Raw genomic sequence first — 26576 nt, forward strand, 5'->3', positions numbered from 1 at the left:
AGTAGAATCTTTGTTTGCAACTTCGAGTGATATACAGCCTAAATTTCTGTGTCCTGCCGATAGGCATAAACATGAATTAACTGATTTTAAACAGAAACTTTTCTGCTTATATGTTTGGCATGGTTAAACAATCTCTTTTTTATTTTTGCTTATTGGCTTCATGTTTAGCTTTATATCCATCGAATTTAGTCTGTGTTTCATTGTTTTTTTCTGCCTATATTGGCTTCTGGGCGCCAGACCAAGGCTCCAGAATTTTCTTTTATTGTGTACCAGCTATCTGATTGTGTATCTATGCGGTAAACTGCCGGCTCTGGCCACCCTATTAATCTATACATTTATCATTTATGTGATATCAGCCTGCATTAATCGCAGTAAAAAACCGAGAATCTGGCTGATATCTGGAATTACCATTACCATTCTGCAACTGATATTGTGGAAATATTCCGATTTTTTCTCTGCACAAATAAACGAGAATTCGGATTGGTTTAGGAGTAATACAGACTGGATAGCCAATGTCATATTACCGCTGGGCTTATCCTATTATTCATTTCAGGCCATTAGTTATCTGGTTTCTCTTTATCAACTTCGCAATGGTAGACAAATAGCCGGCCAGCCTTTATCTTTGTCTGCTCTGGCATTGCATCTTGCTTTTTTTCCGACCATCACCGCAGGGCCAATTGCTCGTGCTTATGACGCTCGTGGTTTAACGGACATATCTGGTCAGCCCTGTGGCATGGCCGCGCAAATCCAGGCCGTAGAACGCCGCCGAATTTTGGCCCCAGCAGTGGCTTTGTGTCTGATTGCAATGGCACTGACGAAAAACTGGTGGTTTTCGGGCTGGATTGGAGATAACTGGGTGGATCCGGTTTTTGCCAATCCCATGCAGTATCAGAGTTTGGAAATACTGGCTGCCATTTACGGTTATACTTTACAGCTGTTTTTTAATTTTTCAGGCTACAGCGACCTGATGGTAGGCATGGGTCTGCTGTTGGGCTTTCGCTTGCCGCTTAACTTCCGTTCGCCGTTATTAGCTTATAATATTCGCGATTTTTGGAAGCGCTGGCACATCAGCCTGTCTACATGGATTAGGGATTATATATTTATTCCGTTAGGTGGCAGCCGAGGTAGCTGTATACGCACACAGCTTAACCTGCTTATTGCAATGGCGTTATCTGGTATTTGGCATGGCAATGGCTGGCCATTTCTCATCTGGGGATTATTGCATGGTGCAGGGATGGTATTGCTAAACCTGAGCGATTGGCTATATAGCCGTCTACGTCACTGTACTGCTGAACAGGCACGCGATAGTCTGAGCAAAAGTGGCCGTGTAGGCAAAATTTTAAGCATCATCATTACAGTACATTTCGTGTGTTTCTGTTTTGTGTTTTTTCGGGCACCCACCCTTAACGATGCTTTAATGTTGCTGCACGCTTTGTTCTGTAATTATATTAACGTACCGCTAAGTACCAACCCTTTCTACTTTTTCAGCCTGTTGCTGCTGGCCTGGATAGCTTATCCATTGCTAAACAGACTGACCAAACAGTTATTCCAGCGTGCAGAGAGTTTACCGCGCTACAGTCTGATTGTGCCTTTATTATTGCTGCTGGTGCTGATATTAATCTGTGCGCCGGCCGGAATTCCGGGATTTATCTATGCAAACTTCTAAATATCGCCGTCTGCCAACCTACCATAGTCATAATCAGAAAAAAAAATATACTCAGTTTGAGCAAATGCCCGTGGTAAGCGTGAAAACAGTGACCACTGTGCCCATGGTAGTAGCATCCGATGAAGAATCAGAATCAAAGGTACAATTACCCAAAAGCAACAAACAGCAGTTTCGGTATGTTTTGCTAAGCTTAATCCTTGCTGCCGGCTTATCTTTATGGTTGATGCAGGATTCCGTAGAAAACTATTATCAACAGACGTATCATAAAAACAGTATTTTATCCAAACTAAAAAAATATTCGTGGTGGCAAGCAGGCGCCAAAGCAAGATTGGTACTCAATAATGGTATCAGCTGGCTAAATCAGAACATTACATCTGCCAATCACAATGTCACAACAACCTTTAATCAGCATGTTGCTAATGCAGATAAAAATAAAGCCACTATTGCACAGAAAACACAGGTGGCAGTGCAGCAGAATCTGCAACAGACAGCTAAACAAGACAATATCAAATCAGCTTTCACACTGGGCGCAGAAGATGAGGTATTCTTTGCCGGTGATTCCTTAATGCAGGGTGTGGCGCCACATATCCAGAAATGGCTGAGCGAGGGCTATGGTATCAAAAGCGTTAATCTTGCCAAACAAAGCACTGGACTCACCTATCCTGGCTTTTTCAACTGGCCAGAAACCATCGCTCGTACCTTAAATGACAATCCCCGCATTAAGATTATGGTAATATTTTTGGGGCCAAACGACCCGTGGGATATTCCAGACCCGCATAATGGCACCCGCTTTATTAGCTTTGCTTCTGCGCGCTGGGAAAGCATGTATCGCAGCCGCATACAAACGATTATGGACACTGCCCGCCAGCATCACGTAACCGTACTATGGCTTACCCCGCCGGATATGCGCCGCCATAAACTTAATCAGCAAATGGTTTACCTGCGTCAGTTGACTACTGACGAGGTAATGCGAAATCATGGTTTTGTTGTTGATACCCGCGCCATGCTTGGTAGCAATGGAGATGAATATACTGATACCTTGATGCAACCAAATGGCAAAAAAATCAAAACCCGTAGTGCAGATGGTATTCATTTCACCATCTCAGGGCAGAAAATTATTGCTAGAGATATTTTCAACCGCTTTATCTTACCGGCACAGCCAAATAAAAACGATTACTCAAATGTACACTAAAACACATTTAGCTATCCTAAGCTGCTGCTTGTGGATTATGGCCTGCTCTGCCGATCCGGCTCCGGCTCAATCTAGCCGTAAGCACCATAGTACAGCTTTACCGGACAATAACAGGGCACAGCTGGCAAAGGCCTTTAAGAAAAAAAGTATTAACATCGTACAGCTAGGAGACTCACATACAGCTGCTGATTACCTCACAGACGCCGCCCGTGTACGTCTGCAACAGCAGCTGGGCAACGGAGGCCCTGGTTGGGCTATGCCTACTCAGTTTCCCGGTATGCGACTGGCACGCTATACCTATCAGAATCAGGGTTGGCAGGCCATATCAAGCCGCACGGACACCAACGTAAACTATACGCTCGGCGGCTTGATTGCCACTCCTGCCGTCGGTTCAGTAATGACAATAGCAACCAAAGAACCAGAAGCAGAGCAAACTGTAACAGTCAGCATCCGGCAAGGGCCAAACGATGAAAATTTATCCGTTACCGATAGCACCGGCCAGCAGATTGAACTGGCCGCTCATCCTAAGGATAATCAGTGGCATTTCAGCCAGTTTAATGCCCGTTTTCCAATTACCGTCAAAGCAGGCATGAATTTTCAGACCGCCATCGGTGGCTGGTGGGCACGTAATCAAAACAGGCAAGGAGCAGTATTTTCGGCACTTGGAATCAACGGTTTTCAGCTCAACCAATGGAATCGCTGGAATACAACGGCGTGGCAGCAAGAACTGAACGTGATTGCACCAGACCTCATTATTTTGGCTTTCGGTACAAACGAAGCCTACAACAATCTAGACACCGCCACAGTAAAACAGAATCTTATCGAAACCATAGCTCTCATCCGTACTGCCTCACCCAATAGCGCTATCATGCTGCTAGGTGCTCCAGAAAGCCTTAAAAGTACCGCTGGCTCATGCGGCGTACGTCCAGAAAAACTAACCGAGCTGCAAAACATGCAAAAAGAAGTAGCGCAAAATCAGCATACTTTCTACTGGGACTGGCAGGCTGTCATGGGTGGCGAATGCAGTATGAAAACATGGATTGGTGAGGGGTTAGCGCGTAGCGATGGTGTGCATTTCACAGCCAGTGGTTATCAACGTCTGGGTGAGGCACTTGCCGACAGCATACTAGCATTACCACAACATCGTTAACGCTTTATCAAATACAAAACACCTGTCCAGACAACACGGACAGGTGTTTTTTCCAATCAGCTTAGCGTGTGGCCAGTCCCTGCTGATGCAAAAATGGCAGAATATGCGGGCGCACCGGCTGGGCAAAATTATTGGCAACGGCCTTACTCCAATTGAGATCCAGACCACTACGATCACGATAATACTGCGTCAGCTGCTCATCATAGGCAGCCAGCTTAGCCGGATCAAGCGGACGATAGCGGTTTTCACTCACCAGCGTATCCAATGGCAAGCGCGGACGATACATCGGATCCTGTGCCGGATATCCCAGACACAACCCGAACAGCGGAAATGTCAGCGACGGCAATTCCAGAATTTCTGCAGCACGGGCAGTATCATTGCGTAAAGAACCAATATACACACCACCCAGACCCAGTGATTCCGCAGCCAGCAAACAGTTCTGAGCCATGATACCCGCATCAACCGAGCCAATAATCATCGCTTCAGTCCAATCAAGCTGCGCTTCCGGAAAAGCCAGCCGGTGTCTGGTATAGTCTACACAAAATACCCAAAATTCAGCCGCCGTACGCACATATTTCTGATTGGCAGCCACTTCGCACAAAGCCGCACGCTTATCTGCATCTGTGACACGGATAATATGTGTACTTTGCATAAAACTAGAAGAAGACGCCGCACGTCCTGCCTCCCATATAGCTTCGCGCTGCTCATCAGTTAAAGCTTCTTCAGTAAATTTACGAATTGAGCGGTGGCGATAAATTGTAGGCAAAGTAGCCGCACTCTTCAAATTGGTGTGGTAAGTCATAATTATTCCTAAAACGATTATTTGCGTGCCAGCCGCAAAGTTAGCTCTGCTAGCCGTTTACCCTGAGCAAATGCCAGCGCTTCTTCAGCTTCACTTAACTGAGTGTTATTGTGCATTCCGGCCACATGGCTGGCACCATAGGGTGTACCGCCACTATGCGTAGCATTGAGCTGTGGCTCGCTAAACGGAATCCCGCATATCAACATCCCGTGATGCAGCAATGGCGTTATCATGCTCAGTAAAGTACTCTCCTGCCCACCATGCAAACTGGTAGTGCTGGTAAACACACAGGCAGGCTTGCCAATCAGGCTGCCGGCCAACCACAGACTACTAGTGCTGTCGAGAAAATATTTCACCGGTGCGGCACAATTGCCAAAACGGGTAGGACTACCCAGCGCCAATGCGGCACAATCCTGTAACTCTTCAAGCGTAACATAGGGTGCGCCGTCATCCGGAATGGCGGCAGCAGTTGCCTCACATTCAGCCGATACCTTAGGTACAGTACGCAACAAAGCTTCACAACCAGCAACGCTATTTATACCTCGTGCCAGCGCTAGCGCCAGATTGCGGGTACTGCCAGATAAACTGTAATACACCACTAGAATAGGCAAATCTTTCATCAAGCGCTCCTGAACCTGTTTTCATGCCATTATTGTGCCGCAACTGCCCCTACTTGACCAGTCAGCACCAAAATTCTGCTGCAAAACCGCATTTTTGGTTACAATCAGATAGCCGCTTGTCAGGAGTAGCCATGAATATACATTTATTTAAAAGCAAATATTTACAGCAGCGCCTGCCCCAGTTTTTACTTTTTGTTGCACACAACTACCAGCGCTGCAATCTGCCTCTGATTGCTGCGAGCTTAACTTTCACCACCCTACTGGCATTGGTGCCGTTTTTTACTATTACCGTAATTGTGGTTAACGCATTTCCCATGTTTGCCGATATGGCCACACGGTTTAATCAGTTTCTAACTCATATTATTGTTCCTGCAGCCGGCGCAGACTCCGTGAGCGATTATCTATATGCTTTTCGTGACAAAGCCAGCGGCCTCACCGCAGTAGGCATCAGTTTCATGATCATCACTTCGCTGATGCTGATTCAGACCATAGAACACGCATTCAACCAAATCTGGCAGGCACGCGACCAGCGTCCGATATGGATACGTATTCTGATTTACTGGGCCTTGCTGACACTGGGACCGTTGGTGCTGGGCATGAGTCTTTCAGCCCTCGGTTTTTTGTCCAATCCAGACAACGTAGCCGGCCAAATTCCGTTTTACAGTAAAATTTTCAAAATCAGCACCAATCTAGCATTGATAACTCTGTTGCTGTTTCTACTGTACAAACTGGTACCATTCTGTTTTGTAAACTGGCGGCATGCCTTAACCGGTGCATTAATCACTGCAATCGGGCTGGATTTACTGCGACGAGGATTTGCTATATTTGTCACCCACTTTGGCAATTATCAGCTTGTATACGGTGCTTTTGCTGCCATACCAGTATTTCTAATCTGGCTGAATTTGTTATGGCTGCTCTTACTCGCCGGCGCCGTACTCACTTCTTCATTACCTTATTGGCATCAAGACAGATTTCTGCATCTACGTCAGTATCAGCCGTTTGAAAATGCACTTGACCTCATGTACAGACTAATCCTGTGCCAGCAGCAAGGACAGGCCATAAAATCCTGTGAACTACAGCAGCTTCTACGCATCAGCGACAAACATCTGGATCAGATACTAGGCAAACTCAAACACAAGCACTACATTACCGACAGCAGCAACGGCTGGGTATTACAAACCAACCCCAACAAAATTACGCTAGCCGATTTATATCAACTATTTATATATCAGCCCAACCAGTACTCAGCCATAGCCAGCTCCATACAAACACTGCTCAACCCCTGTTTACAACATATGAATATCAGCCTGTGCGAATGGGCTCGCCATTTCAGCGCGCAAGAAAAAGAAAATCAACAACAAAAAAACACAAAAACCAAACAAGGCACTGGCAATTTCAGATAAATAGTTTTACATTTACCGGTTTTAGCGTTGCATAAACAACACAATACCTGACCATGAGCAAGTTTAACCAAGCAGCAGCGTTAATCAGGCGCCTGAAAAATAAAATAGCCAGTCATCCACGACTATGGTTTGGCACAGCAGCAACACTGATACTGCTGCTGGGTATTGTGATTCCGGCCAGCTGCCAACACCAGCCACAAACCTACCAGCCACAGCAAACCACCATCAAATTGGCTCCGGTAAAAATCACACCACGAACTACCAATCTCAACTTCTGGCGCGACGAAGTCGTACAGCCGGGCGATACCATCAGCATGGTTTTACAACGATTTCATATCAATGACGAAGAAATCCGACAAATTACCAACCTGAAAATCATTAAAAACCAAGTTCAACACCTGCAAGTGAACCAAGTATTCAGCATCCGTATGGACAACAATGGCCACCTGACCGATATCCAGTTTTTCAATGATGATGATAACGGTGAAAAAAATCTGGTAGCACTCAAAAAAACCGGCAACAATTGGAATGCCGATATTGGCGCAGTAGATACCGAAACCCTCCCAACATTCAAAGCCGTTGTCGTCAAAACCTCCGCCCGTGGAGCACTGGCGCAGGCCGGCATACCCGTCGAAATCCGCGAATCATTGCGGGAAATATTCAAAGACAAAATAGACATTAATACCCTGCAAAGCGGCGACACCATCCGCTTGATTTACGACAGCCTGTACTATCGCGGACAGGAACTGGCTACAGGTGACATCCGTGCGGCCGAATTCAGCCACAACGGTACCCTATATCAAGCCTATTATTTCGACACCGGCAATGATGGCAATGGCCAGTATTACGACGCCACAGGCAAACCCTTACGGCAAGGATTCACCAGTGTACCTGTAGAAGGTGCACGCATTTCCTCTCCATTTGGTACCCGTTTCCATCCAATACTGCAAACCCTGCGCATGCACAGCGGTATAGACTATGCCGTGGCTAGCGGTACACCGATCCACGCACCGTCTGACGGAATAGTAGAAAGCTACGGCATCAAAGGCGGTTATGGTAACGCAGTGATATTACGTCACAACGACAGCATGCAAACACTTTACGGACACATGAGCGCTTTTGCCAACCTCAGTCCCGGCCAACATGTACAAGCCGGAGATATAATTGGCTACGTCGGCAGCACCGGCGTTTCCACCGGCCCACACTTGCATTACGAAGTTAGAATTAACGGTCAGCCAGTTAATCCCGCCAGCGTAGCCCTGCCCACCCGAAAACTGAATGCACACGAACTGGCGACTTTCAAAAAGATGGAGCAGCGTTGGAATTCCCGTCTGGCAGACATCCGCAATCTGAGTGTTACTATCGCCCAGATGGATTAACCGTACACACTAGCACGCTAGAACTCAGTTCCGAATACGCATACAATAACCGCTTTGCTGACAGTGTATCCATCATGAAAATTGCCACCTGGAATGTCAACTCTTTAAACGTACGCCTGCCCCATACTCTGCGTTGGCTAGAAGAAAACCAGCCGGATATACTGGCCTTGCAGGAACTGAAACTTGATCAAGACAAATTTCCGGAGGCAGAATTCACCCGCATCGGCTATCACGCTGCATGGAACGGCCAGAAAACCTACAATGGTGTGGGCATTCTCAGCCGTCAACCGTTTCAAGAAGTGAGCATCGATATTCCGGAATTAAACGAACCGCAAAAGCGCATCATTGCCGCCACAATCGATGATATCCGCATTGTCTGTGCCTACTGTGTCAACGGCGAAGCCATAGGCAGCGAAAAATTTGCCTATAAAGAACGCTGGTTTGCCGCTCTCCAAGCCTATATGCGCACTCAGCTAGAAAAACATCCCAAAACGATATTACTCGGCGATTTCAACATAGCTCCGTATAACATCGATGTATACGACCCTGAAAAATGGCAAGATAAAGTTTTATGTTCGCCACAGGAACGGAGCTGGTTTCAGCAACTGCTGCAATTGGGCTTTACCGACAGCCTGCATCAACTGTATCCCGACAGCGCTCACTATACATGGTGGGATTACCGCATGAATATGTTCAAACGCAAGCTTGGCCTTCGCATCGACCACATCTTGCTGAGTGAAAAACTTGTCCCCCTGCTGCGTGACGTACAGGTGGACAGTAGTGCACGCGGCTGGGAGCGTCCCAGCGACCATGCCCCGGTAATCGCTACCCTTGCCTAATGAACAGCATGCAACCTTTACAATACTATATCGGCCTAATGTCAGGTACCAGCATGGATGGAATTGATGCCGTGCTGGCCACACTCAGCGGTACTGAATGGCAGGGCGTCAGTGCTCATGCCTTCATTGCTTATCCCGATGAACTGAAACAACATTTACTGGCTTTACAAACCCCCGCTCACAACGAGCTTGCACAGGCCGCACTATTAGCACAGCAACTGGCTCAGCTCAATGCACAGGCCGTCAGTGCCGTTCTCAGCCACGCTCAAATAAAGCCAGAAACCATCACCGCACTCGGCTGTCATGGCCAAACCATACGCCATGCACCACAACAACACTACAGTATTCAGTTGATGGATTGGGCACTGCTGGCCGAGCTGACAGGTATTACCACAGTAGGAGATTTCCGTAGCCGCGATTTAGCCGCAGGCGGTCAGGGAGCACCACTCGTTCCAGCTTTTCATCAAGCTGTGTTTGCCAGTACACAGCAATCACGCGTAGTACTGAATTTAGGCGGCATAGCCAACATTAGCGTCCTACCTCCTAGCCGGCCGGCTTTCGGCTTCGACACAGGGCCTGCCAATATGCTGATGGATGCATGGGTACAACTACACTGGCAACAACAATATGATCACAATGGTACACTTGCCAGTAAAGGGCAAATTATTGTGTCGCTGCTGCAATCCATGCTTAGCGATGCCTATTTTGCCCAGCCTTATCCCAAAAGCACCGGCCGTGATTTATTCAGCCTGAATTGGCTCAGCCACTACCTCAGTGGTAGAGAAAATCCGGCAGATGTATTGCGTACCTTACTGGAACTCACCGCACAAACAGCTGTCAGCGCCATCATCAGCGCCGCACCCAGCACCGAATGCGTATACGTCTGTGGCGGCGGCAGCCGAAACATGCTGCTCATGCAAACATTGAGACAATTACTCAGCCGACACCACATCACACTGCATACCACTGATGCATTACAACTTCCAGCACAACTGGTTGAAGCAGCCGCTTTTGCATGGCTTGCCTCGTGCTGGTATCAGCGCCAGCCGGTAGCCACTCACTTCGCCACCGGTGCTGCCGGTGCGCGCATTCCTGGCTGCGGCTACTGGGCTTAACCATCAGCAAAAAACCGTTAAATCCTGTTACCAGCACCAGTATTCCGTCCAACAGACTTTATAATAACCAGTTAATTTAAGATAAGAATACCGCTACAGTCGCAATATTTATGGCCACAACACCAAAAAAATCTGTTTCCCGCAAACAGCCCGCGCAAAAAGTAAAATCAACCAAAGCCAGCAAACCAAAACAGCCTTGGTTAATGAATTTAATTAACGACATATTCTGGTTACTGGCACTAATGGTAACGATTTTTGTCATGCTGTCTTTAGCCAGCTTTAACATGGCCGATCCTGCATGGTCACGCGGCATCGTCCAGCTCGACAAAATCCATAATCTAGCCGGCCTTACTGGAGCATGGCTGGCTGACATCGGCTATTACATTTTTGGCTTTTCAGTCTGGTGGTGCATCATTGCAGCACTAATTGCCTTGTATCAGAGTTTCCGCCCCCTAAATGCCCGTTCACTCAACACCAGCGATAACAGCAAGCCATACAGCAGTTGGCTGGCCATAACCGGCCTGATTATCCTACTGATTTTCAGCCCCACACTGGAAAATTTAGTACTGGCAAACCTGCTAGAAGAAGCCCTGCCCATCGGCGCCGGCGGATTAATCGGACAGATATTGAGCCATCTACTGCAACAATTTTTCGGCCTAACCGGCGGACTGGTAATCAGTATTTTCATGATGCTGATTGGCCTATCGCTACTAATACAAGTTTCATGGCTAACGGTAATCGAAAAAATCGGGGCGCAATTCGAATGGATATGGTGCAAACTGCTGCGCCGCCCGCAACGCCTGATTACCGAATTCCCGAATAACAAAACTGTACAGCGCATGGTTAAACAAGCCAAAACCATCACCGCCAAAAATATTGATACACCGGTTGTGGCCAGTAGCAATCGCAAAAACGTAGTCGTGCGCAGCGAAGCCCCCACCGCTCAAGAACTAAACATATCCGAACCAGCAGTTACCAGCCCCGCCAACAGCACAAAAACACAGGGATTGATACAGCTACCGGAAATCAATCTTTTGACCAAACCCACCAGCCAGCCAACAGCTATCAACAATGAAGAGCTGCAACAAACTGCCGCACACATCGAATCCAAACTAAAAGAATTTGGAGTAGAAGTAGACGTTACAAGCGCTACCACCGGCCCTGTCATCACCCGCTATGAAATCGAACCAGCACAAGGCGTAAAAGGCAGCCAGATAGTTAATCTCAACAAAGATCTTGCGCGCTCACTTTCCGTTCAGAGCGTAAGAGTCGTGGAAACCATTGCTGGTAAAACCACCATGGGTATCGAATTACCAAACGAACAGCGCCAGAACGTTCTACTGGCAGAAATTTTAGGCGCTAGAATATTTCACGACGCCAGCGATAAACTGACCATGGCCATGGGCAAAGACATCGCAGGCGCACCTGTTATCGCCAGTTTGGCCAAAATGCCACATTTACTTGTAGCCGGCACCACTGGTTCCGGTAAATCAGTAGGCGTTAACTGTATGATATTGTCGATTCTGTACAAGGCACAGCCAGATGAAGTCCGCTTCATCATGGTAGACCCAAAAATGCTCGAACTGAGCGTATACGACGGTATCCCGCATTTACTTGCACCTGTCGTTACCGACATGAAAGAAGCGGCACAGGCACTGAACTGGTGTGTAACTGAAATGGAAAAACGTTATCGTCTACTGGCACACGTTGGCGTACGCAATATCAGTGGCTTCAACGACAAAGTAGCCATAGCCAAAACCAGCGGCACACCACTTGTTAATCCATTCAGCACCAATCCAGATGAACCAGAACCACTAAACAAACTGCCGTATATAGTTGTGGTAATTGACGAACTGGCTGATCTAATGATGGTTGAAGGAAAAAAAGTCGAGCAGCAGATTGCCCGTCTGGCACAAAAAGCCCGCGCAGCCGGCATTCACCTGATATTGGCCACCCAACGGCCCAGCGTCGATGTCATTACCGGACTGATAAAAGCCAATATCCCCACCCGCCTATCCTTTCAGGTATCCAGCAAAATTGATAGCCGTACCATTCTCGACCAGATGGGTGCTGAAAACCTCTTAGGCAAAGGAGACATGCTGTTTTTACCACCGGGGCAGGCTGAGCCTACACGGCTACATGGTGCCTTTGTATCCGATGAAGAAGTACATGCCGTTGTTAATTTTATCAAGCAGCAGGCACCTACCCAATACGTAGAAGGCATACTTTCTGGAGAAGCCGCACAAACCAACGTCAATCAGGTTAACCCAAATGCCAACAGCGACGAATTATTTGATCAGGCCGTGGCGTTTGTACTTGAAACCCGAAAAACCTCAATTTCATCCCTTCAGCGCCATTTACGCATCGGCTACAACCGTGCCGCCAACCTAATGGAAGCACTGGAAGCCGCCGGAATCGTTTCTGCCGCCGAGCTGGGAGGCAACCGGCGCATACTGGCACAAAAGGACAATATCTAAATCTTTGTCTCTTCTACCAGCTTCCAAAAAACTCAAGCCGCAACCCTAATCGATTGCGGCTTTAAAATTTTATCCTGATAACCTATTTCGCCCTTTTGCCGGCATATACAAAACCAAAGGCACCAATCACTATCATCGGCAGACTCAACCATTGCCCCATCGACATATGCATCGCTAGCAACCCCAGAAAATCATCCGGCTCTCTCGCAAACTCAACAATGAAACGGAACACTCCGTAGCCCAGCAAAAATAACATCGATGTCTGTCCCACAGGACGTGGCTTTTTCACAAACAGCCACATAATCACAAACAGCACAATACCTTCCAGCAAAAACTCATAGAGTTGCGAAGGATGACGTGGCAACATCTGAAACTTTTCCCATACCGGCAGCCATTTCTGTGGATCCTGCATCACCAGCGCCATATCTTCTTCTCGCGCATGCGGAAAACCCATCGCCCAAAAAGCATTCACACTGGTTACCCGTCCCCATAGTTCGCCATTAATAAAATTACCAATACGCCCGCAGGCCAGTCCCAGCGGCACCAGTGGCGCCACAAAATCCGCTACCCCCCAGAACCGCAAGTGGTGACGGCGCGCAAACAGCAACATTGCCACCAGCACACCCACAAATCCGCCGTGAAACGACATCCCACCCTGCCAGACTTTCAGTATTTCCAATGGATGGCTCAGATAGAATGCCGGCTGATAAAACAGCACATAGCCCAAACGGCCGCCTAATATCACCCCAAAAACACCCCAGGTAATAAAATCATCCAGCAGCTCATTAGTAAATACCGTTTGTCCGCTTCGTATGCGCCGTCGCCCAAGCCAGATAAACAAACAAAAACCAACAATATAACTCAACGCATACCAGCGAATCGCCAGCGGTCCCAGATGCACCAGCACTGGGTCAAAATTCGGATGAATCATCATAAACTTAGCATTCCTCAGATATCCTGCCCAACGTACCGGCCAAAAACTCACAGCCGGACATAAACACCATGGCCATAACACCACAGCTAAAACAGCTCACAGTTTAACTCAAGCAGCCAAACCATGCCCTAATTTCATTACAACCACACATTAGCCACTAACGGATAGCCGCAGCAAATATCACAAATATCCTCAACTGCATTGACATCACAACGCAAGCCGCCTAACATAAAATATGTATTTTATATACATATTAAAACAATCAGGAGAGCACTTATGCAATTAACTGACAAACAAATCGAACTAATTCAGGCCACCATACCCACACTCCAGCAACACGGCGTAGAACTAACCCGCTATTTTTACAATAGAATGCTTAGCAACCATCCAGAGCTAAAAGAAACATTCAATCTCGGCAATCAGCGCAACGATGCACAGCCACAGGCACTTGCCAAAGCCATACTCGCCTATGCACAGAACATCACCAAATTGCAAAATCTTGGCGACGCCGTCAGCCAAATAGCGCATCGCCACGTCAGCCTCGACATACAGCCAGAACAATATCCAATAGTCGGAACCAACTTATTACATTCCATCAGCGAAGTATTAAACGTACCTATGGATAGCGAATTGATAGCAGCATGGACAGCCGCTTATCAGCAACTAGCCGATATTCTCATAAAAACCGAAGCTAATCTTTACCAGCAGCAGGAAAAGAATTATGGCGGCTGGAATGGTTGGAAAAAATTTAAAATTGTAGACAAACAGCCAGAAAGTAGCGAAATCACATCTTTTTATCTACAACCTGCAGACAATACACCACTGCCCACCTATATACCCGGACAATATATATCCGTCCGCGTCATGGTGCCCCAGCTAGGAATCAAACAACCACGTCAGTATTCTTTGTCAGACAGCAACCATCCTGACTATTTTCGCATCAGTATAAAAAAAGAAGCTGCCGACCAGCAGCATGAAGCAGGTTACGTTTCCAATACCCTTCATCAACATTATCATATCGGAGACGAAATAGAAGTCACCCATCCCACTGGCACCTTCCTATTACACCATACCGATAAAAGCATCGTCCTCATCAGCGCCGGTGTTGGCATTACTCCTATGATTGCCATACTTAATACCCTTGCCGCAAACAAAAACCAACAACATATCAGCTTTATCCATGCCTGCCGCAACAGCGACGTACTAGCCATGCACCAACACATCATCGGCTTGCAGCAGAGCATGCACAATCTACATAGCTATCTGGCTTGTGAAAATCCTGGTACCGAACTGATGGCAGACAAAAAAGGGCGACTTGAGCTTTCCGAATTGGATAATAGCCTCCTACCCAGCGATGCCGACTATTATCTGTGCGGACCCAAAGCATTCATGCATAGCCAATATCAGGCTTTGCGCAAACTGCACATCCCCCAGAATCAAATCTTTATGGAGCTCTTTGGTACAGGTGGATTCAGCCAGCTTGCAGCCTGATAAAACGGCAGTTTTTAAACATTGAACTTTTCATGGCAGCTGAAAACGGGCAAAATCATTACATCAACAACCCAACAGTCTGCCATGCAATTAAACCGTTTCACCGATTTAGGTTTGCGCGTCTTATTATCCCTGCAATACCTGCCCGAATCCGAACTTTCCACCGTAGAAAACCTAGCCAAACAGCTTAACGTCTCCAGAAACCATCTGGTAAAAATCGTCTATTTCATGGCACAGGCAGGATGGATAGAATCTTTCAAAGGCAGAAACGGCGGCATCAGACTGGCTGCCGGCAGCCAACAGCTCCAACTAGGCTCAATCGTACAAGCTCTAGAAGAAGCCTCATCCGAAATAACCACATTAATCAACTGCCAGCAGCCCCCCTGCTCCATGACAGAATTCTGCTTTTTGCCCAAGTTGTTCAATCAGGCACAACAGGCATTCTACGCATCACTAAACCAATATACCCTCAAACAGCTTCAAGTACCTGCTACAAATCAGGCCGTTATCAAATGGCTTACTCAATAGAGCGAATTAAAAAGCCGGTACCTAATGCCGGCCAAAACCCTTACATCACATCTTCAGTTTCAGATGAAGGAGACTCAGACACCGGCGCGCCAATTATTCCATTCAGCAGCCCCTCTGCAGCAGGCGGCTGTGGAATCAGCGTATTCAACGCCAGTACCGATGCATTCAATACCGGATAGTCTCTAAAATCAATCTGGTACCCCCCGTCACTGGTCGAATGCAGACTAGCACGTGCCCCTAGCGGGAATGTAACCTTATCAGTTGTATGTCCAAACGGAAATCCAGTTAACACGGGTATCCGCGTCAAACGCGCCATCGTCTGTACTACCGCATTAAATGTATAGCTACTGTCATATACATCCCGTATCGCACCCATACGAAAATTGCCCAGCACAATCGCCTGCTGCCGCTTCAAAATGCCACTCAGATATAAAGTTTGAAGCATTCGTTCAATCCGATAAGGCTGTTCCCCTACATCCTCAATAAACAGAATCCCGCCCTCAACCTGAGGCATATAAGGGGAACCCACCAGCGCAGACAGCACACTCAGATTACCGCCCCACAACACGCCTTCAGCTCGAACCTGATAATTCTGCATCGCAGGTACCACAACCGACATCGCCGGATTGCAGCTATTATCTATAAACGAACGAGTGGTGAATTCACTCATCTGTGGCTTACCAAATTCACTATACAGCATCGGGCCGGCAAAACTGCACATCTGCCCCTGTGCCAAAAGCGCCAACTGTACTGCCGTCACATCACTATAACCAAACAGCAGCGTACCCTGTTCTCGCATACGGGCACCCAAAGTCGGCCAATTAACCAAAGGCAGAATACGCATCGCTCCATAGCCCCCGCGCAATCCCATCAACACTTTAGGTACTTGCACACGGCCAGCGGCCACATCCTGCAAATCAGCAGCACGCTCAGCATCACTGCCGGCAAAACGCTGATAACGGCGCACGTATGCCTGCTGATTAGAAACCGCAAAACCAGCAGTAGCCAGACGTTGTGCCGCCAAATCACTGCGGCTGGTACTTTCTCCAAAACCGGAACACGCAAAAATACGCATAGAATTCAGATTACCATTAGATGGTTTCAGCACTTTAGAAGCAGACACCGGTGTAACAGAAGGTTTCTGAGTACTGCCACATGCCTGCAACAAACCAGCACCGGCAAAAGCAGCACCAGCACGCAAAAATCCACGACGGCTTTGATGTTGTAAATCCATAAATACTCACTTTCTGCTCCGGCAGCTCATCCCGCTGAGAAAACAGCAGCCAATATCATACAAAACAGCGTAAACCAAAAACTACCGGCTCGCACCGTTAAATAAAATCCTACTATAGCCCTGTTTGTCATTAATAGCAGCAAAAAATTAACAAAAGGCATGGAATCACCATGCCTTTCTACATCCAGAAAATAATTTAATGTTGCTGAGGTATCGCTTTTAATAAATCCAGCAGAATAGCCCAGCATTCTGCCACTGCCGCAATCTTTACCCGTTCCTTAGGAGAGTGCGCCGCGCGGATTGTTGGGCCGAAAGATACCATATCCAGATGCGGCGCTTTTCCACTCAGAATACCGCATTCCAACCCCGCATGAATAATTTGCAATGGCGGTTTTTTACCATAATGGCGCTCAAAAATATCACTAGTCCGCTTCAGCAAAGCCGAATCGGGATTTGGTGCCCAGCCAGGATAATCTGCCGTCAGTTCTAGCTTTGCTCCAGCCATACGTGCCAAAGCTTGCAAACGCAGACTGAATTCATCTTTTGGTGTCTCCAGCAACGAACGCATTAGACAGTGAATCAGCAAACCATCCGCACCTGTTCTGACTTCTCCCATATTCGAAGATGTCTCCACAACTCCCTCAAAGTCCGGACTCATACGCATTACCCCGTTGGGAACCGCCATCAACAAATCCAGCGCCTGCTGTGTACTTTCAAAAGAAGCTGCCTGAAGCAGATTTTCCGCAGCCAGCACCTCAATACATAACTGCGTTTCTTCCGCCCACTCATCTGTAATGACCGCTGCAATCGGCTCCAGCAGCGCTTTTGCCCTAGCTTCATCCAGCACAATCACCGCTTCCGCCTCGCGCGTAATCACATTTCGCAACTCACCACCCTGCCACGAGCCCAGAGCAAATGGTACCTGCGCATAGATTTCAGCCAGCACACGAGCGAGCAAAACGTTAGCATTAGCATGATTTTTATCAATATCTACGCCAGAATGGCCGCCACGTAAACCAGATACACGAATCCTACAGGCAGAAGCCTGATTAGACTGCCAATCTAGCGGCAAAATTATACTGGCATCTCTTCCACCGGCACAGCCAATAAAAATCTCACCCGCCTCTTCCGTATCCAAATTAATCAGATACGGCATCTGCAACCAATCAGCACTCAGCGCTTCCGCACCACCCATACCGATTTCTTCTTCCACCGTCACAATCAGCGTAATATCAGGATGTGCCACATCATCAGCAAACAGCACCGCTAGCCCCATAGCCAGACCAATACCATTATCTGCACCCAGCGTAGTATCGTTGGCCCACATCCAACCATCCTTAATCTGCATCTGTATCGGATCACGCTTAAAATCATGCAGCGACCCTGCACCTTTCTGAGCCACCATATCCATATGTGCCTGAAGTGCCACTGGTGCATAGTTTTCCATACCTACTGTCGCAGGTTTCTGAATACGCAGATTACCCTTAGCATCAATATCCGTGTTCAGACCCCGCTCATGTGCAGCCTGCACCAACATGTCCCGCACCGCCTGTTCATGAAATGTAGGACGAGGCACCGCACACAAACGAGCAAACCATTGCCATACCGGCAGCGGTTGTAAATCTTCTATAGTATTCATATTTAAATCCATCACCAACAAAATAAATCAGGCCACCATATGGCAGCCTGAAGATAGTGTCAACCAGCAAACTAAAACTTAACACCTTTATGCAAAGCCACCACCCCTGCCGTTAAATTATGGTAACTCACACTATCAAAACCAGCATCCAGCATCATCTGCTTCAATGTCTCCTGATCCGGATGCATACGAATAGATTCAGCCAAATACTGATAACTGTCTGCGTCCTTCGCAATCAACTTACCCATCAGTGGCAGCATCTTAAAAGAGTACAAATCATATACCGGCTTAAGCGGCTTAAATACATGAGAGAATTCGAGCACCAACAGCGTTCCACCAGGCTGTAACACTCGATACATTTCTGCCAGTGCCACATCCTTGTGCGTCATATTTCGCAAACCAAACGACACCGATACCAAATTAAAATAATTATCCGGAAACGGCAGCTTTTCTGCATCACACAATGCCACTGGCAAAGCCATTCCCTCATTCAGCAGCCGGTCACGCCCCACTGTCAACATCGAAGAATTGATATCCGTCAGCCAGACCTCACCACTGTGCCCTACCCTTTTGGCCCAACCACGCGACAAATCACCCGAACCACCGGCAATATCAAGCACCTTATCTCCTTTACGTAAAGGAGCTGTGGTAATCGTAAAATGTTTCCAAACCCGATGCAGACCACCAGACATCACATCATTCATCACATCATAGTTTTTGGCTACCGAATGGAATACACCGGCAACACGTCCCGCCTTTTCATCTTCATCAACAGTCTGATAACCAAAATGAGTTTTGTGATCGCTCATACCACACTTTCAGAGTTAAACATTGCCCAAATAAAATCAGCCAGCCATCCACATCAGCTCAGCCGCAGCTTCAATTAGGTAGGTTCACGGCTGGCACCAGCCAGCAATAATTTTTGTTCATAAGCAGCCCAAAGCTCAGGCTGACGTATCGCCAAATCATACAAATAAGCCCAATCATACAGCCCAGTGTCATGCCCATCAGAAAAAGCAATACGCAAAGCATAATTACCCACCTGCTGTAAACCGGCTATCGTCACGTAGCGTTTACCAGTTTGCAATACCTCTTGACCCGCACCATGACCTCGCACCTCTGCACTCGGCGAATATACACGTAGATACTCAGCCATCAGTTCAAACGTCTGTCCAGTATAATCCAGTCGCAGCACCTGCCGATTCTGGCACAAACGGATTTCTGTCGGCACCTTCTCTTGCATAGAAACCGTATCCCCATCACAAGACATTAAGAAACCATACCTATTCTAACCTAATATACCCTATACTGCCCACCCAATAAGCATTTAGCATAATTGGTAATATCACTAATTTACATATAATGAACAGATTAAGAAAAAATGTATTCAATGAATTCAAGTACTTGACAAATATAAATCATTTTATTCATTTAACGAATTAAGTATGATTAAATGTCTTAATGAAATTAATTCCAAGCAGTTCAATCATTATCAGTAGAATTCAAACTAAAACTGGCTTTTTTTAGTTAAAAAATACCCAAGAAAATGCTGATGTTAGGCACTAATCATAAAAACAAATGACAAACTCCAATTAAATTACCATATTTACCCATTATTGTTTTGTTTCACTAAATGCAAAATATTATTGATAGCGGTTTGAGCTTGAGGACTATTTTTCCAACAAACTGAGCCTGTTAACAATACCCCTTGGTTAAGGATTTCATCTGAAGTAACCTTGCGTAATTTATCAAAAGAATCGAGCTGCATTTGCTCGAGTCTGTCAACAATTTTGCTACCCACAAATTTTAGTTCTAGCAATTGCTGTCGCTCAGATTCAGAAAAAGCCATATCAAACCTTTTAAATTACATAAATATTAATTTTAAGTTACGTTTGCATTATTGCGTTCAATTTTTTCCACTCCCTGATTTTGCTTCGAAACGTTTTAAAAGGTGCCACCGAACTGATATAAATAAAACACACTACCGTCCAAGATTCAGGGAAAAGTAAACAACAAATAAATTAATGACATCAAAATCAACATAATCTATCTTTGAGCAAATATCGTTCATACTACAGAGCTTTTGGGCAATACCCTAAAAATTATTCAACCCAATCCGTACAGACTATTTTATGCATACACTTTGCAAGCCACTACTTAAAGAAGTATATTAACCCTATCAAAAATAGCCAGAGGACGCATACCATGCAAACCAAAGCCATCATCGAATACATCGTAAAATGGTTACGCGACTACGCCGCTCAGGCAAAATGCAAAGGTTTCGTCGTCGGCGTCTCCGGCGGTATCGATTCCGCCGTGGTTTCCACACTTGCAGCCCAAACCGGCCTACCCACACTGGTACTAGAATTGCCCATTCACCAGAAAGTAAACCAAATAGCGCGCGCGCAGGAACACATTCGCCAGCTTAAAAGCCGCTTCAACAACATTGAAGAACACTGGGTCGATCTCACCCGTACTTTCGATTCATTCACCATGGCCGTTGACATCGGCGACAACAAAGATGAGCAAACTCAGCTAGCACTAGCCAATGCCCGCAGCCGTCTGCGAATGATTGCCCTTTACTATTACGCTCAAGAGCGTGGTCTACTCGTAGTCGGTACCGGCAATAAAGTAGAAGATTTCGGCGTCGGCTTCTTTACCAAATACGGCGACGGCGGCGTAGACCTCAGCCCTATCGCCGACTTACTAAAAACACAAGTATATGAACTGGCCAAAGAACTGAATATCGATCAAAAAATAATCGACGCCCCGCCCACAGACGGCTTGTGGGATGCAGACAAAACCGATGAAGAACAAATTGGCGCCACCTACCCTGAGCTGGAATGGGCAATGGGTGTTTACTCCAACCACACCATAGATGATTTCAGCGGTCGCGAGCGCGAAGTTTTTGCCATCTACGATCGCTATCATCGCGCCATGCAGCACAAAATCAACCCAATACCGGTATGTATCATCCCGCCCGAATTACTCAGTTAATACAAAAAACCAGATTTTTTAATCTGGTTTTTTGTCGACAGTATTTCTGTACCTGAAACATCCAGAATTATTAGACCATTTCGCAGCAGTTATCCATAAACAAAAATTAAAAAAACTATCCCAATCCTGAATTCAAAAAGCCAGACAAATTATGTCTGGCTTTTTGAATTAACATTTGAAACTCAAACTTGCTTCAACAAAGAACAGATATATCCCACCACATTATTCATATCCAATTCAGTTGGTTCAGCATCTCTGCGAGCCTGATACTCCACCTTGCCGGCTTTCAGACCGCGGTCACCAATCACAACACGATGCGGGATACCTATCAGTTCTGAATCATGCAGCAGCACCCCAGAGCGTTCATCACGATCATCCAGCAACACATCTACACCGGCCTGCTGCAATTGTGCGTATAAATCATCTGCAGCAGCCTTCACCGTATCAGATTTACGATAATTCATCGGCACTATCACCACCGTAAACGGCGCCATCGCTTCCGTCCAGATAATACCGCGCTCATCATTATTCTGTTCAATAGCAGCCGCTACTACCCGTGTAATACCGATACCGTAACACCCCATCTCCAGCACAACATTCTTGCCGTTCTGATCCAGTACTGTAGCCTGCATCGCCTCTGAGTATTTAGTTCTCAGCTGAAATACATGCCCTACCTCAATACCTCGAGCCAGCTTCAGACTACCCTGACCACACGGGCTCGGGTCACCAGCAATCACCTCACGTAAATCCACAAATTCCGGTTCTGCCGCATCGCGGCCAAAATTAAATCCGGTATAATGATGATCATCCTCATTGGCCCCGATTACCCAATCAGCTGCTTTTGCCGTAGCAAAATCAGCATAGACCTTACCATTAAAACCCACTGGTCCCAACGAACCACCATGGGCACCATTAAAAGCTTTCTCAATTGCAGCCACCGATGCCATCGTCAACGGTGCTTTCACACCGGCCAGCTTCTCAGCCTTAATTTCATTCAGATGATGATCGCCACGAACAAGCAAAAGCACCACTGTACCCTCTTCTTCGCCCTCAACCACCAGCGACTTCAGCGTCTGTTCTACCGGCACATTCAAAAAAGCCACTAATTCATCAATACTGCGCACATTCGGCGTATGCACCTTAGACAACTCTTCAGCAGCACTATGACGTTCACCACTTAGCGGCAAAGTAGCAGCCAGCTCAACATTAGCCGCATAATCAGACCCATCACTATACGCAATTACATCCTCACCGCTTTCCGCCAGTACCTGAAATTCATGCGACCCCGTACCACCAATACTGCCTGTATCAGCCGCAACTGGTCGATAATCCAGACCCAGCCGGTCAAACACCCTGCAATACGCATTAAACATATCCTGATACGATTGTTGCAGTGATTCAAATGTCGTATGGAAAGAATAAGCATCTTTCATCACAAATTCACGCGCCCGCATTACCCCGAAACGTGGCCGCACCTCATCACGGAATTTAGTCTGGATATGATAAAAATTAAGTGGCAGCTGCTTATAACTGCGAATCTCACTGCGCACAATATCCGTAATCACTTCTTCACAGGTCGGTCCCAGACAGAACTCACGTTCATGGCGGTCAGTAATCCGCAATAATTCCTTACCATAAAACGACCAGCGTCCACTTTCCTGCCATAACTCCGCAGGTTGCACCACCGGCATCAGCAGCTCAATCGAACCGGCGCGATTCATTTCCTCACGCACAATACGTTCTACCTTGCGCAACACCCGTAAACCCATTGGCATCCAAGTATACAGACCACTGGCTAAACGACGAATCATCCCCGTCCGCAACATAAGTTTATGGCTGGCCAGCTCCGCTTCTGCCGGAGCTTCTTTCAAAGTCGAAATATAAAACTGACTGGCTTTCATAAAAATCTCCCAAAACAGCCGCCATTGTACCAGCCTCCAGCCACTAAAAAAGCATATCCCTTATAGTAAAAATAAATTTTTCAGCAACAAAAGCCTGAGCAAAATCCATTAGGCGTGATATGATTTATCTAAATCAACCACCAAATATCCACTATGAAATATCTGCTCATTTATAGCAGCCGCTTCGGCTACACCAAGAAAATAGCCCAGAAACTGGAAGCGCAGTGGACAGCAGCTGGTATTACAGTAGACATAGTAAATCTCGCAGATGCTCCCATTCTCCAGTCAGGAGAATATGATAAAATAATTATTGGAGCCTCTATTCGCTATGGTCACTATGCAGCTGCATTGGCACCCTGGATTATTCAAAATCAGCACATCCTCAACAGCATCCCTAGTGCCTTTTACAGCGTCAGCATATTGGCCAACAAACCACATCGCAACACACCGCAAACCCATACTTATACGCGCAAATTCTTCGCCAAAAGCCCTTGGCAGCCTCAAACAATCGGCATTTTCGCCGGAGAATTGCACTATGCCAGATACAACATCATTGATCGATATATGATGCGCTTAGTAATGAAATTAAACAAAGGCGAAACCAATCTTAATGCGCATATCGAATATACAGACTGGAAAAAAGTAAGAGAATTTGGCCAAAAAATATTAAAATATTAAAATATTAAAATATTAAAATATTAAAATATTAAAATATTAAAATATTAAAATATTAAAATATAACAAATAACAAATAACAAAATATATTATTTAATATTTAAACAAAATAGCATATGTAAAATATATCATATAAAAGCTTAAAAAATTTGTTAATTATAAAATATTAAAAACATATCTACTAATTTAGTACAAATTTATTTAATATTAAATTTATGACATTAGAAATATTATTTTATTTTAGATAAAAAGAGAAATTTATCTAAAAAATTATTTATGAATTAAATTTGCTTAACTAAAAAATGAACTTGAATTTTATTTAATTTTAATAAAAATATTGCTATATTTAAAATGTAATGATAAATTTCATTAAATTAGGTAATAGTTCATGCTTTAAAACATGTCATATTTATCTAATTTATATCCATATTAACTCAAATATAAATTTGAATAAATAAATATGGAATAGAGATCTTGTAAATATTTATTTGTTTAAGATATTTTTTGACTTATCTTAATTAAATTAATAAAGGAAAATTTATTAAATGGGTACGAAAACAGATGCTACAGCTACTATAGTGGCTAAAGGGGGGGTTGCCGGGCAGGCCAATTCAGGTGCCACTGGTAATCAATCGAAATTATCAACCTCAGCAGGATTAGTAAGTGTTACTTCTTCTTATGCTTCAGCCACTGCATCATTAGCAGATGCAGCTAAAGCTTCGAGCATGCTTGGGTATTCTTCAGATGGATTTGCATTAGCTCAAGTAGTGATTAATTTATATGACAATGACTGGAAAGTAGGTGAATTAACAGTAGGAGATCTTTTCAGTATAGCATCAGTTGCGGGAGGAAAAAAACCCATTGGCATTTTATTTGCCGGTTTAGGAATTGGGTATTCCTTTTATGAAAGTGCGCAAGCACCACTTAAAGTAAAAGACGTATATGATTACTGGAAAAATTTCTTTACAAAAGATGATGATTGGAAATCAATAAACCGAGAAGGGAAATATCATATATATGACCCTATTATATTAGATCTGGATGGAGATGGAATAGAAACGATTGGTTCCAATGAGTTAGAGGGTGCTCTTTTTGACCATGATAATGATGGCATTAGGACAGCTACAGGTTGGGTAAAATCTGATGATGGAATTTTAGTTTTTGATAGAAACGGAGATGGAATAATAAATAATGGTAGTGAGTTATTTGGTGATAGTAGCAAAATATGGAATGGTAAATTTGCACAAAATGGATATGAAGCACTTAAAGAATTTGATAGTAACTTTGATGGAAAAGTTGATGCTAAAGATAAAAATTTTTCGAAATTGAGAGTTTGGAGAGACTTAAATCACGATGGAATAACTCAGGAAAATGAGCTTTTTACTTTGGAACAAGTAGGAGTAAAAGCACTATACTTGGAGCATCAGAATACAAATTCATCATTAGGCAATGGTAATACGCTTACGCAAACCGGAAGTTACGAAAAAACTGATGGTTCCATAAATAAAATGGGTGATGTAAATTTTGAATATGATCCTCGATATAGTGAATATATTGATCATATTGAATTAACTGAAGAGCAAAAGCAGCTTGCAAACTTAAAAGGGGTAGGTCGAGTTCGTGATTTGCAAGAAGCTGCTGCTTTATCTTCAAAATTAACATCCATTTTAAAGAATTATTCAGCTGCTACTAGCAAACAAGAACAATTAGCTTTACTAGATAGTCTCATTTTAGAATGGGCAAAAACAGATCCCAAATTTGATGATAATAAAAAGTACTGGGTAACAGGCGTTTGGAGTGCAACTGACTCTGAAGGAACTGCAATAACCCCTTCTGAAGAACACGGCTTGAAAGCTCAGTTTGATCAAGAGCTTGAAAATTATAAAGATAAATTAAACATTCTAAATGCTTTTACAGGAGAAACTTCTTCCATTTTTTATACCTTGAGTAACGAAGAAAGGAAAAAGCTTTTTGAGACTATTGATAATACCTATAAAAATTTAGCAGAGACAATTTATATGGGTTTATTAGGGCAAACCCGACTGCAACCCTACCTTAACGAAATTCGTATTTCCATAGATAAAGATGGTCTATCTCTGAATTTTACAAATATATCAAAAATGTTTAATCAAGTATTTACGGAGAATCAAGAAAAAGCCTTTTTAGATTTGACTGACTTTTTAATTTATCAGAAGGATATAAGTAACCAATGGGATGAAAGGTCAACACTACTTAAAAATTTTCTAGACTATGCAGATGCACATGATCTTTATGATAAATGGCTTGCGAATGTTGATCAAAATGCAGCAAAAAATTCAGGTTATTTTTTCGGATCAAATAGCAATAAAATAACAGGAACAAACAATAATGATGTAATGTTTGGTAGCGTTGTAGATAATTTAATAAATGGAGGTGATGGAAACGATATTATCTATGGTAATGCTGGCAACGATATCCTTATGGGTGATGAAGGCAACGATACCCTTTACGGCGGTGATGGTGACGACATCCTTAAAGGTGGTTATGGCTACGTA

General features: G+C 45.1%; 21 protein-coding genes and 1 pseudogene. 13 read left to right on the forward strand and 9 right to left on the reverse strand.

Going from position 1 to position 26576, the window contains the following annotated elements; genetic code table 11:
* The first annotated feature begins 262 nt into the window (after window positions 1-262).
* The 3 genes from ACQP6D_RS05680 to ACQP6D_RS05690 are packed head-to-tail and all read left to right on the forward strand — an operon-like array spanning window position 263 to window position 4008.
* Window positions 263-1666, forward strand: coding sequence for an MBOAT family O-acyltransferase (locus tag ACQP6D_RS05680; RefSeq protein ID WP_371688160.1), 1404 nt, complete (start codon window positions 263-265; stop codon window positions 1664-1666).
* Window positions 1653-2858: an SGNH/GDSL hydrolase family protein gene (locus tag ACQP6D_RS05685; protein ID WP_371688159.1), complete on the forward strand. Its 1206-nt coding sequence runs from the start codon at window positions 1653-1655 to the stop codon at window positions 2856-2858. The genes ACQP6D_RS05680 and ACQP6D_RS05685 overlap by 14 nt, the downstream gene beginning before the upstream one ends.
* The gene (locus tag ACQP6D_RS05690) at window positions 2848-4008 is read left to right on the forward strand and encodes a GDSL-type esterase/lipase family protein (protein WP_371688158.1); all 1161 of its coding nucleotides are present in this window, start codon (window positions 2848-2850) and stop codon (window positions 4006-4008) included. Before ACQP6D_RS05685 ends, ACQP6D_RS05690 begins: the two co-directional genes overlap by 11 nt.
* A 61-nt stretch (window positions 4009-4069) precedes the next feature.
* Here the strand turns inward: ACQP6D_RS05690 and nfsA are convergent, their stop codons facing one another.
* Complete coding sequence (nfsA, locus tag ACQP6D_RS05695) at window positions 4070-4810, reverse strand: oxygen-insensitive NADPH nitroreductase (protein ID WP_267408804.1); 741 nt, start codon at window positions 4808-4810, stop codon at window positions 4070-4072.
* A 17-nt stretch (window positions 4811-4827) separates the two neighbouring features.
* A complete protein-coding gene (gene wrbA / locus ACQP6D_RS05700; protein ID WP_267408803.1) occupies window positions 4828-5430 on the reverse strand; it encodes an NAD(P)H:quinone oxidoreductase in 603 nt (200 codons plus the stop codon).
* A gap of 131 nt (window positions 5431-5561) precedes the next feature.
* Here wrbA and ACQP6D_RS05705 point away from each other — a divergent pair, with 131 nt between their 5' ends.
* The 5 genes from ACQP6D_RS05705 to ACQP6D_RS05725 all read left to right on the forward strand — a co-directional run bounded on the left by ACQP6D_RS05705 (window position 5562) and on the right by ACQP6D_RS05725 (window position 12643).
* Complete coding sequence (locus ACQP6D_RS05705; protein WP_371688157.1) at window positions 5562-6833, forward strand: YihY family inner membrane protein; 1272 nt, start codon at window positions 5562-5564, stop codon at window positions 6831-6833.
* A 53-nt stretch (window positions 6834-6886) separates the two neighbouring features.
* Window positions 6887-8212 carry a M23 family metallopeptidase gene (locus ACQP6D_RS05710; protein ID WP_427857663.1) on the forward strand — a complete coding sequence of 442 codons (1326 nt, stop codon included), beginning with the start codon at window positions 6887-6889 and terminating at the stop codon, window positions 8210-8212.
* Between the two features lie 74 nt (window positions 8213-8286).
* Window positions 8287-9051 (forward strand): exodeoxyribonuclease III, encoded by a 765-nt coding sequence (gene xth / locus ACQP6D_RS05715; protein ID WP_371688155.1) that lies wholly within the window; start codon window positions 8287-8289, stop codon window positions 9049-9051.
* A gap of 8 nt (window positions 9052-9059) precedes the next feature.
* The gene (locus ACQP6D_RS05720; protein WP_371688154.1) at window positions 9060-10166 is read left to right on the forward strand and encodes an anhydro-N-acetylmuramic acid kinase; all 1107 of its coding nucleotides are present in this window, start codon (window positions 9060-9062) and stop codon (window positions 10164-10166) included.
* Window positions 10167-10276: 110 nt separating this feature from the next.
* Window positions 10277-12643 carry a DNA translocase FtsK gene (locus ACQP6D_RS05725; RefSeq protein WP_371688153.1) on the forward strand — a complete coding sequence of 789 codons (2367 nt, stop codon included), beginning with the start codon at window positions 10277-10279 and terminating at the stop codon, window positions 12641-12643.
* Window positions 12644-12725: 82 nt separating this feature from the next.
* Here the strand turns inward: ACQP6D_RS05725 and lgt are convergent, their stop codons facing one another.
* The gene (gene lgt, locus ACQP6D_RS05730; protein WP_371688152.1) at window positions 12726-13577 is read right to left on the reverse strand and encodes a prolipoprotein diacylglyceryl transferase; all 852 of its coding nucleotides are present in this window, start codon (window positions 13575-13577) and stop codon (window positions 12726-12728) included.
* A gap of 276 nt (window positions 13578-13853) precedes the next feature.
* Here lgt and hmpA point away from each other — a divergent pair, with 276 nt between their 5' ends.
* Both hmpA and ACQP6D_RS05740 read left to right on the forward strand, forming a co-directional pair.
* On the forward strand, window positions 13854-15068 hold the full coding sequence (hmpA, locus tag ACQP6D_RS05735) for an NO-inducible flavohemoprotein (RefSeq protein WP_369608364.1): 1215 nt from the start codon (window positions 13854-13856) through the stop codon (window positions 15066-15068).
* 21 nt (window positions 15069-15089) lie between these two features.
* The gene (locus ACQP6D_RS05740) at window positions 15090-15596 is read left to right on the forward strand and encodes an Rrf2 family transcriptional regulator (protein ID WP_427857664.1); all 507 of its coding nucleotides are present in this window, start codon (window positions 15090-15092) and stop codon (window positions 15594-15596) included.
* A 40-nt stretch (window positions 15597-15636) separates the two neighbouring features.
* Here the strand turns inward: ACQP6D_RS05740 and ACQP6D_RS05745 are convergent, their stop codons facing one another.
* The 5 genes from ACQP6D_RS05745 to ACQP6D_RS05765 all read right to left on the reverse strand — a co-directional run bounded on the left by ACQP6D_RS05745 (window position 15637) and on the right by ACQP6D_RS05765 (window position 20318).
* Window positions 15637-16830 carry an LD-carboxypeptidase gene (locus ACQP6D_RS05745; protein WP_427857665.1) on the reverse strand — a complete coding sequence of 398 codons (1194 nt, stop codon included), beginning with the start codon at window positions 16828-16830 and terminating at the stop codon, window positions 15637-15639.
* A gap of 196 nt (window positions 16831-17026) precedes the next feature.
* A complete protein-coding gene (locus ACQP6D_RS05750) occupies window positions 17027-18469 on the reverse strand; it encodes an aminoacyl-histidine dipeptidase (protein WP_427857666.1) in 1443 nt (480 codons plus the stop codon).
* Between the two features lie 71 nt (window positions 18470-18540).
* Entirely contained in the window at window positions 18541-19278 is a 738-nt protein-coding gene (gene ubiE / locus ACQP6D_RS05755; protein ID WP_267389944.1) for a bifunctional demethylmenaquinone methyltransferase/2-methoxy-6-polyprenyl-1,4-benzoquinol methylase UbiE, read from the reverse strand.
* Between the two features lie 74 nt (window positions 19279-19352).
* Window positions 19353-19739, reverse strand: coding sequence for a DUF971 domain-containing protein (locus tag ACQP6D_RS05760; RefSeq protein WP_323811397.1), 387 nt, complete (start codon window positions 19737-19739; stop codon window positions 19353-19355).
* 336 nt (window positions 19740-20075) lie between these two features.
* Complete coding sequence (locus ACQP6D_RS05765) at window positions 20076-20318, reverse strand: recombinase RecA (RefSeq protein WP_367440628.1); 243 nt, start codon at window positions 20316-20318, stop codon at window positions 20076-20078.
* A 356-nt stretch (window positions 20319-20674) separates the two neighbouring features.
* On the opposite strand from ACQP6D_RS05765, the gene nadE reads away from it, so the two are divergent.
* A complete protein-coding gene (gene nadE / locus ACQP6D_RS05770) occupies window positions 20675-21466 on the forward strand; it encodes an NAD(+) synthase (protein WP_267389942.1) in 792 nt (263 codons plus the stop codon).
* Between the two features lie 182 nt (window positions 21467-21648).
* Here the strand turns inward: nadE and ACQP6D_RS05775 are convergent, their stop codons facing one another.
* Window positions 21649-23367, reverse strand: coding sequence for a proline--tRNA ligase (locus ACQP6D_RS05775; protein ID WP_370470189.1), 1719 nt, complete (start codon window positions 23365-23367; stop codon window positions 21649-21651).
* Between the two features lie 153 nt (window positions 23368-23520).
* Between ACQP6D_RS05775 and hemG the strand changes: the two genes are divergently transcribed.
* Window positions 23521-24045: a menaquinone-dependent protoporphyrinogen IX dehydrogenase gene (hemG, locus tag ACQP6D_RS05780; protein WP_427857667.1), complete on the forward strand. Its 525-nt coding sequence runs from the start codon at window positions 23521-23523 to the stop codon at window positions 24043-24045.
* Between the two features lie 542 nt (window positions 24046-24587).
* Window positions 24588-26576: pseudogene (locus ACQP6D_RS05785) on the forward strand (hypothetical protein); the annotation flags it as partial.

The organism is Snodgrassella sp. CS2 (assembly GCF_050310315.1).
GTDB lineage: Bacteria > Pseudomonadota > Gammaproteobacteria > Burkholderiales > Neisseriaceae > Snodgrassella > Snodgrassella alvi_E.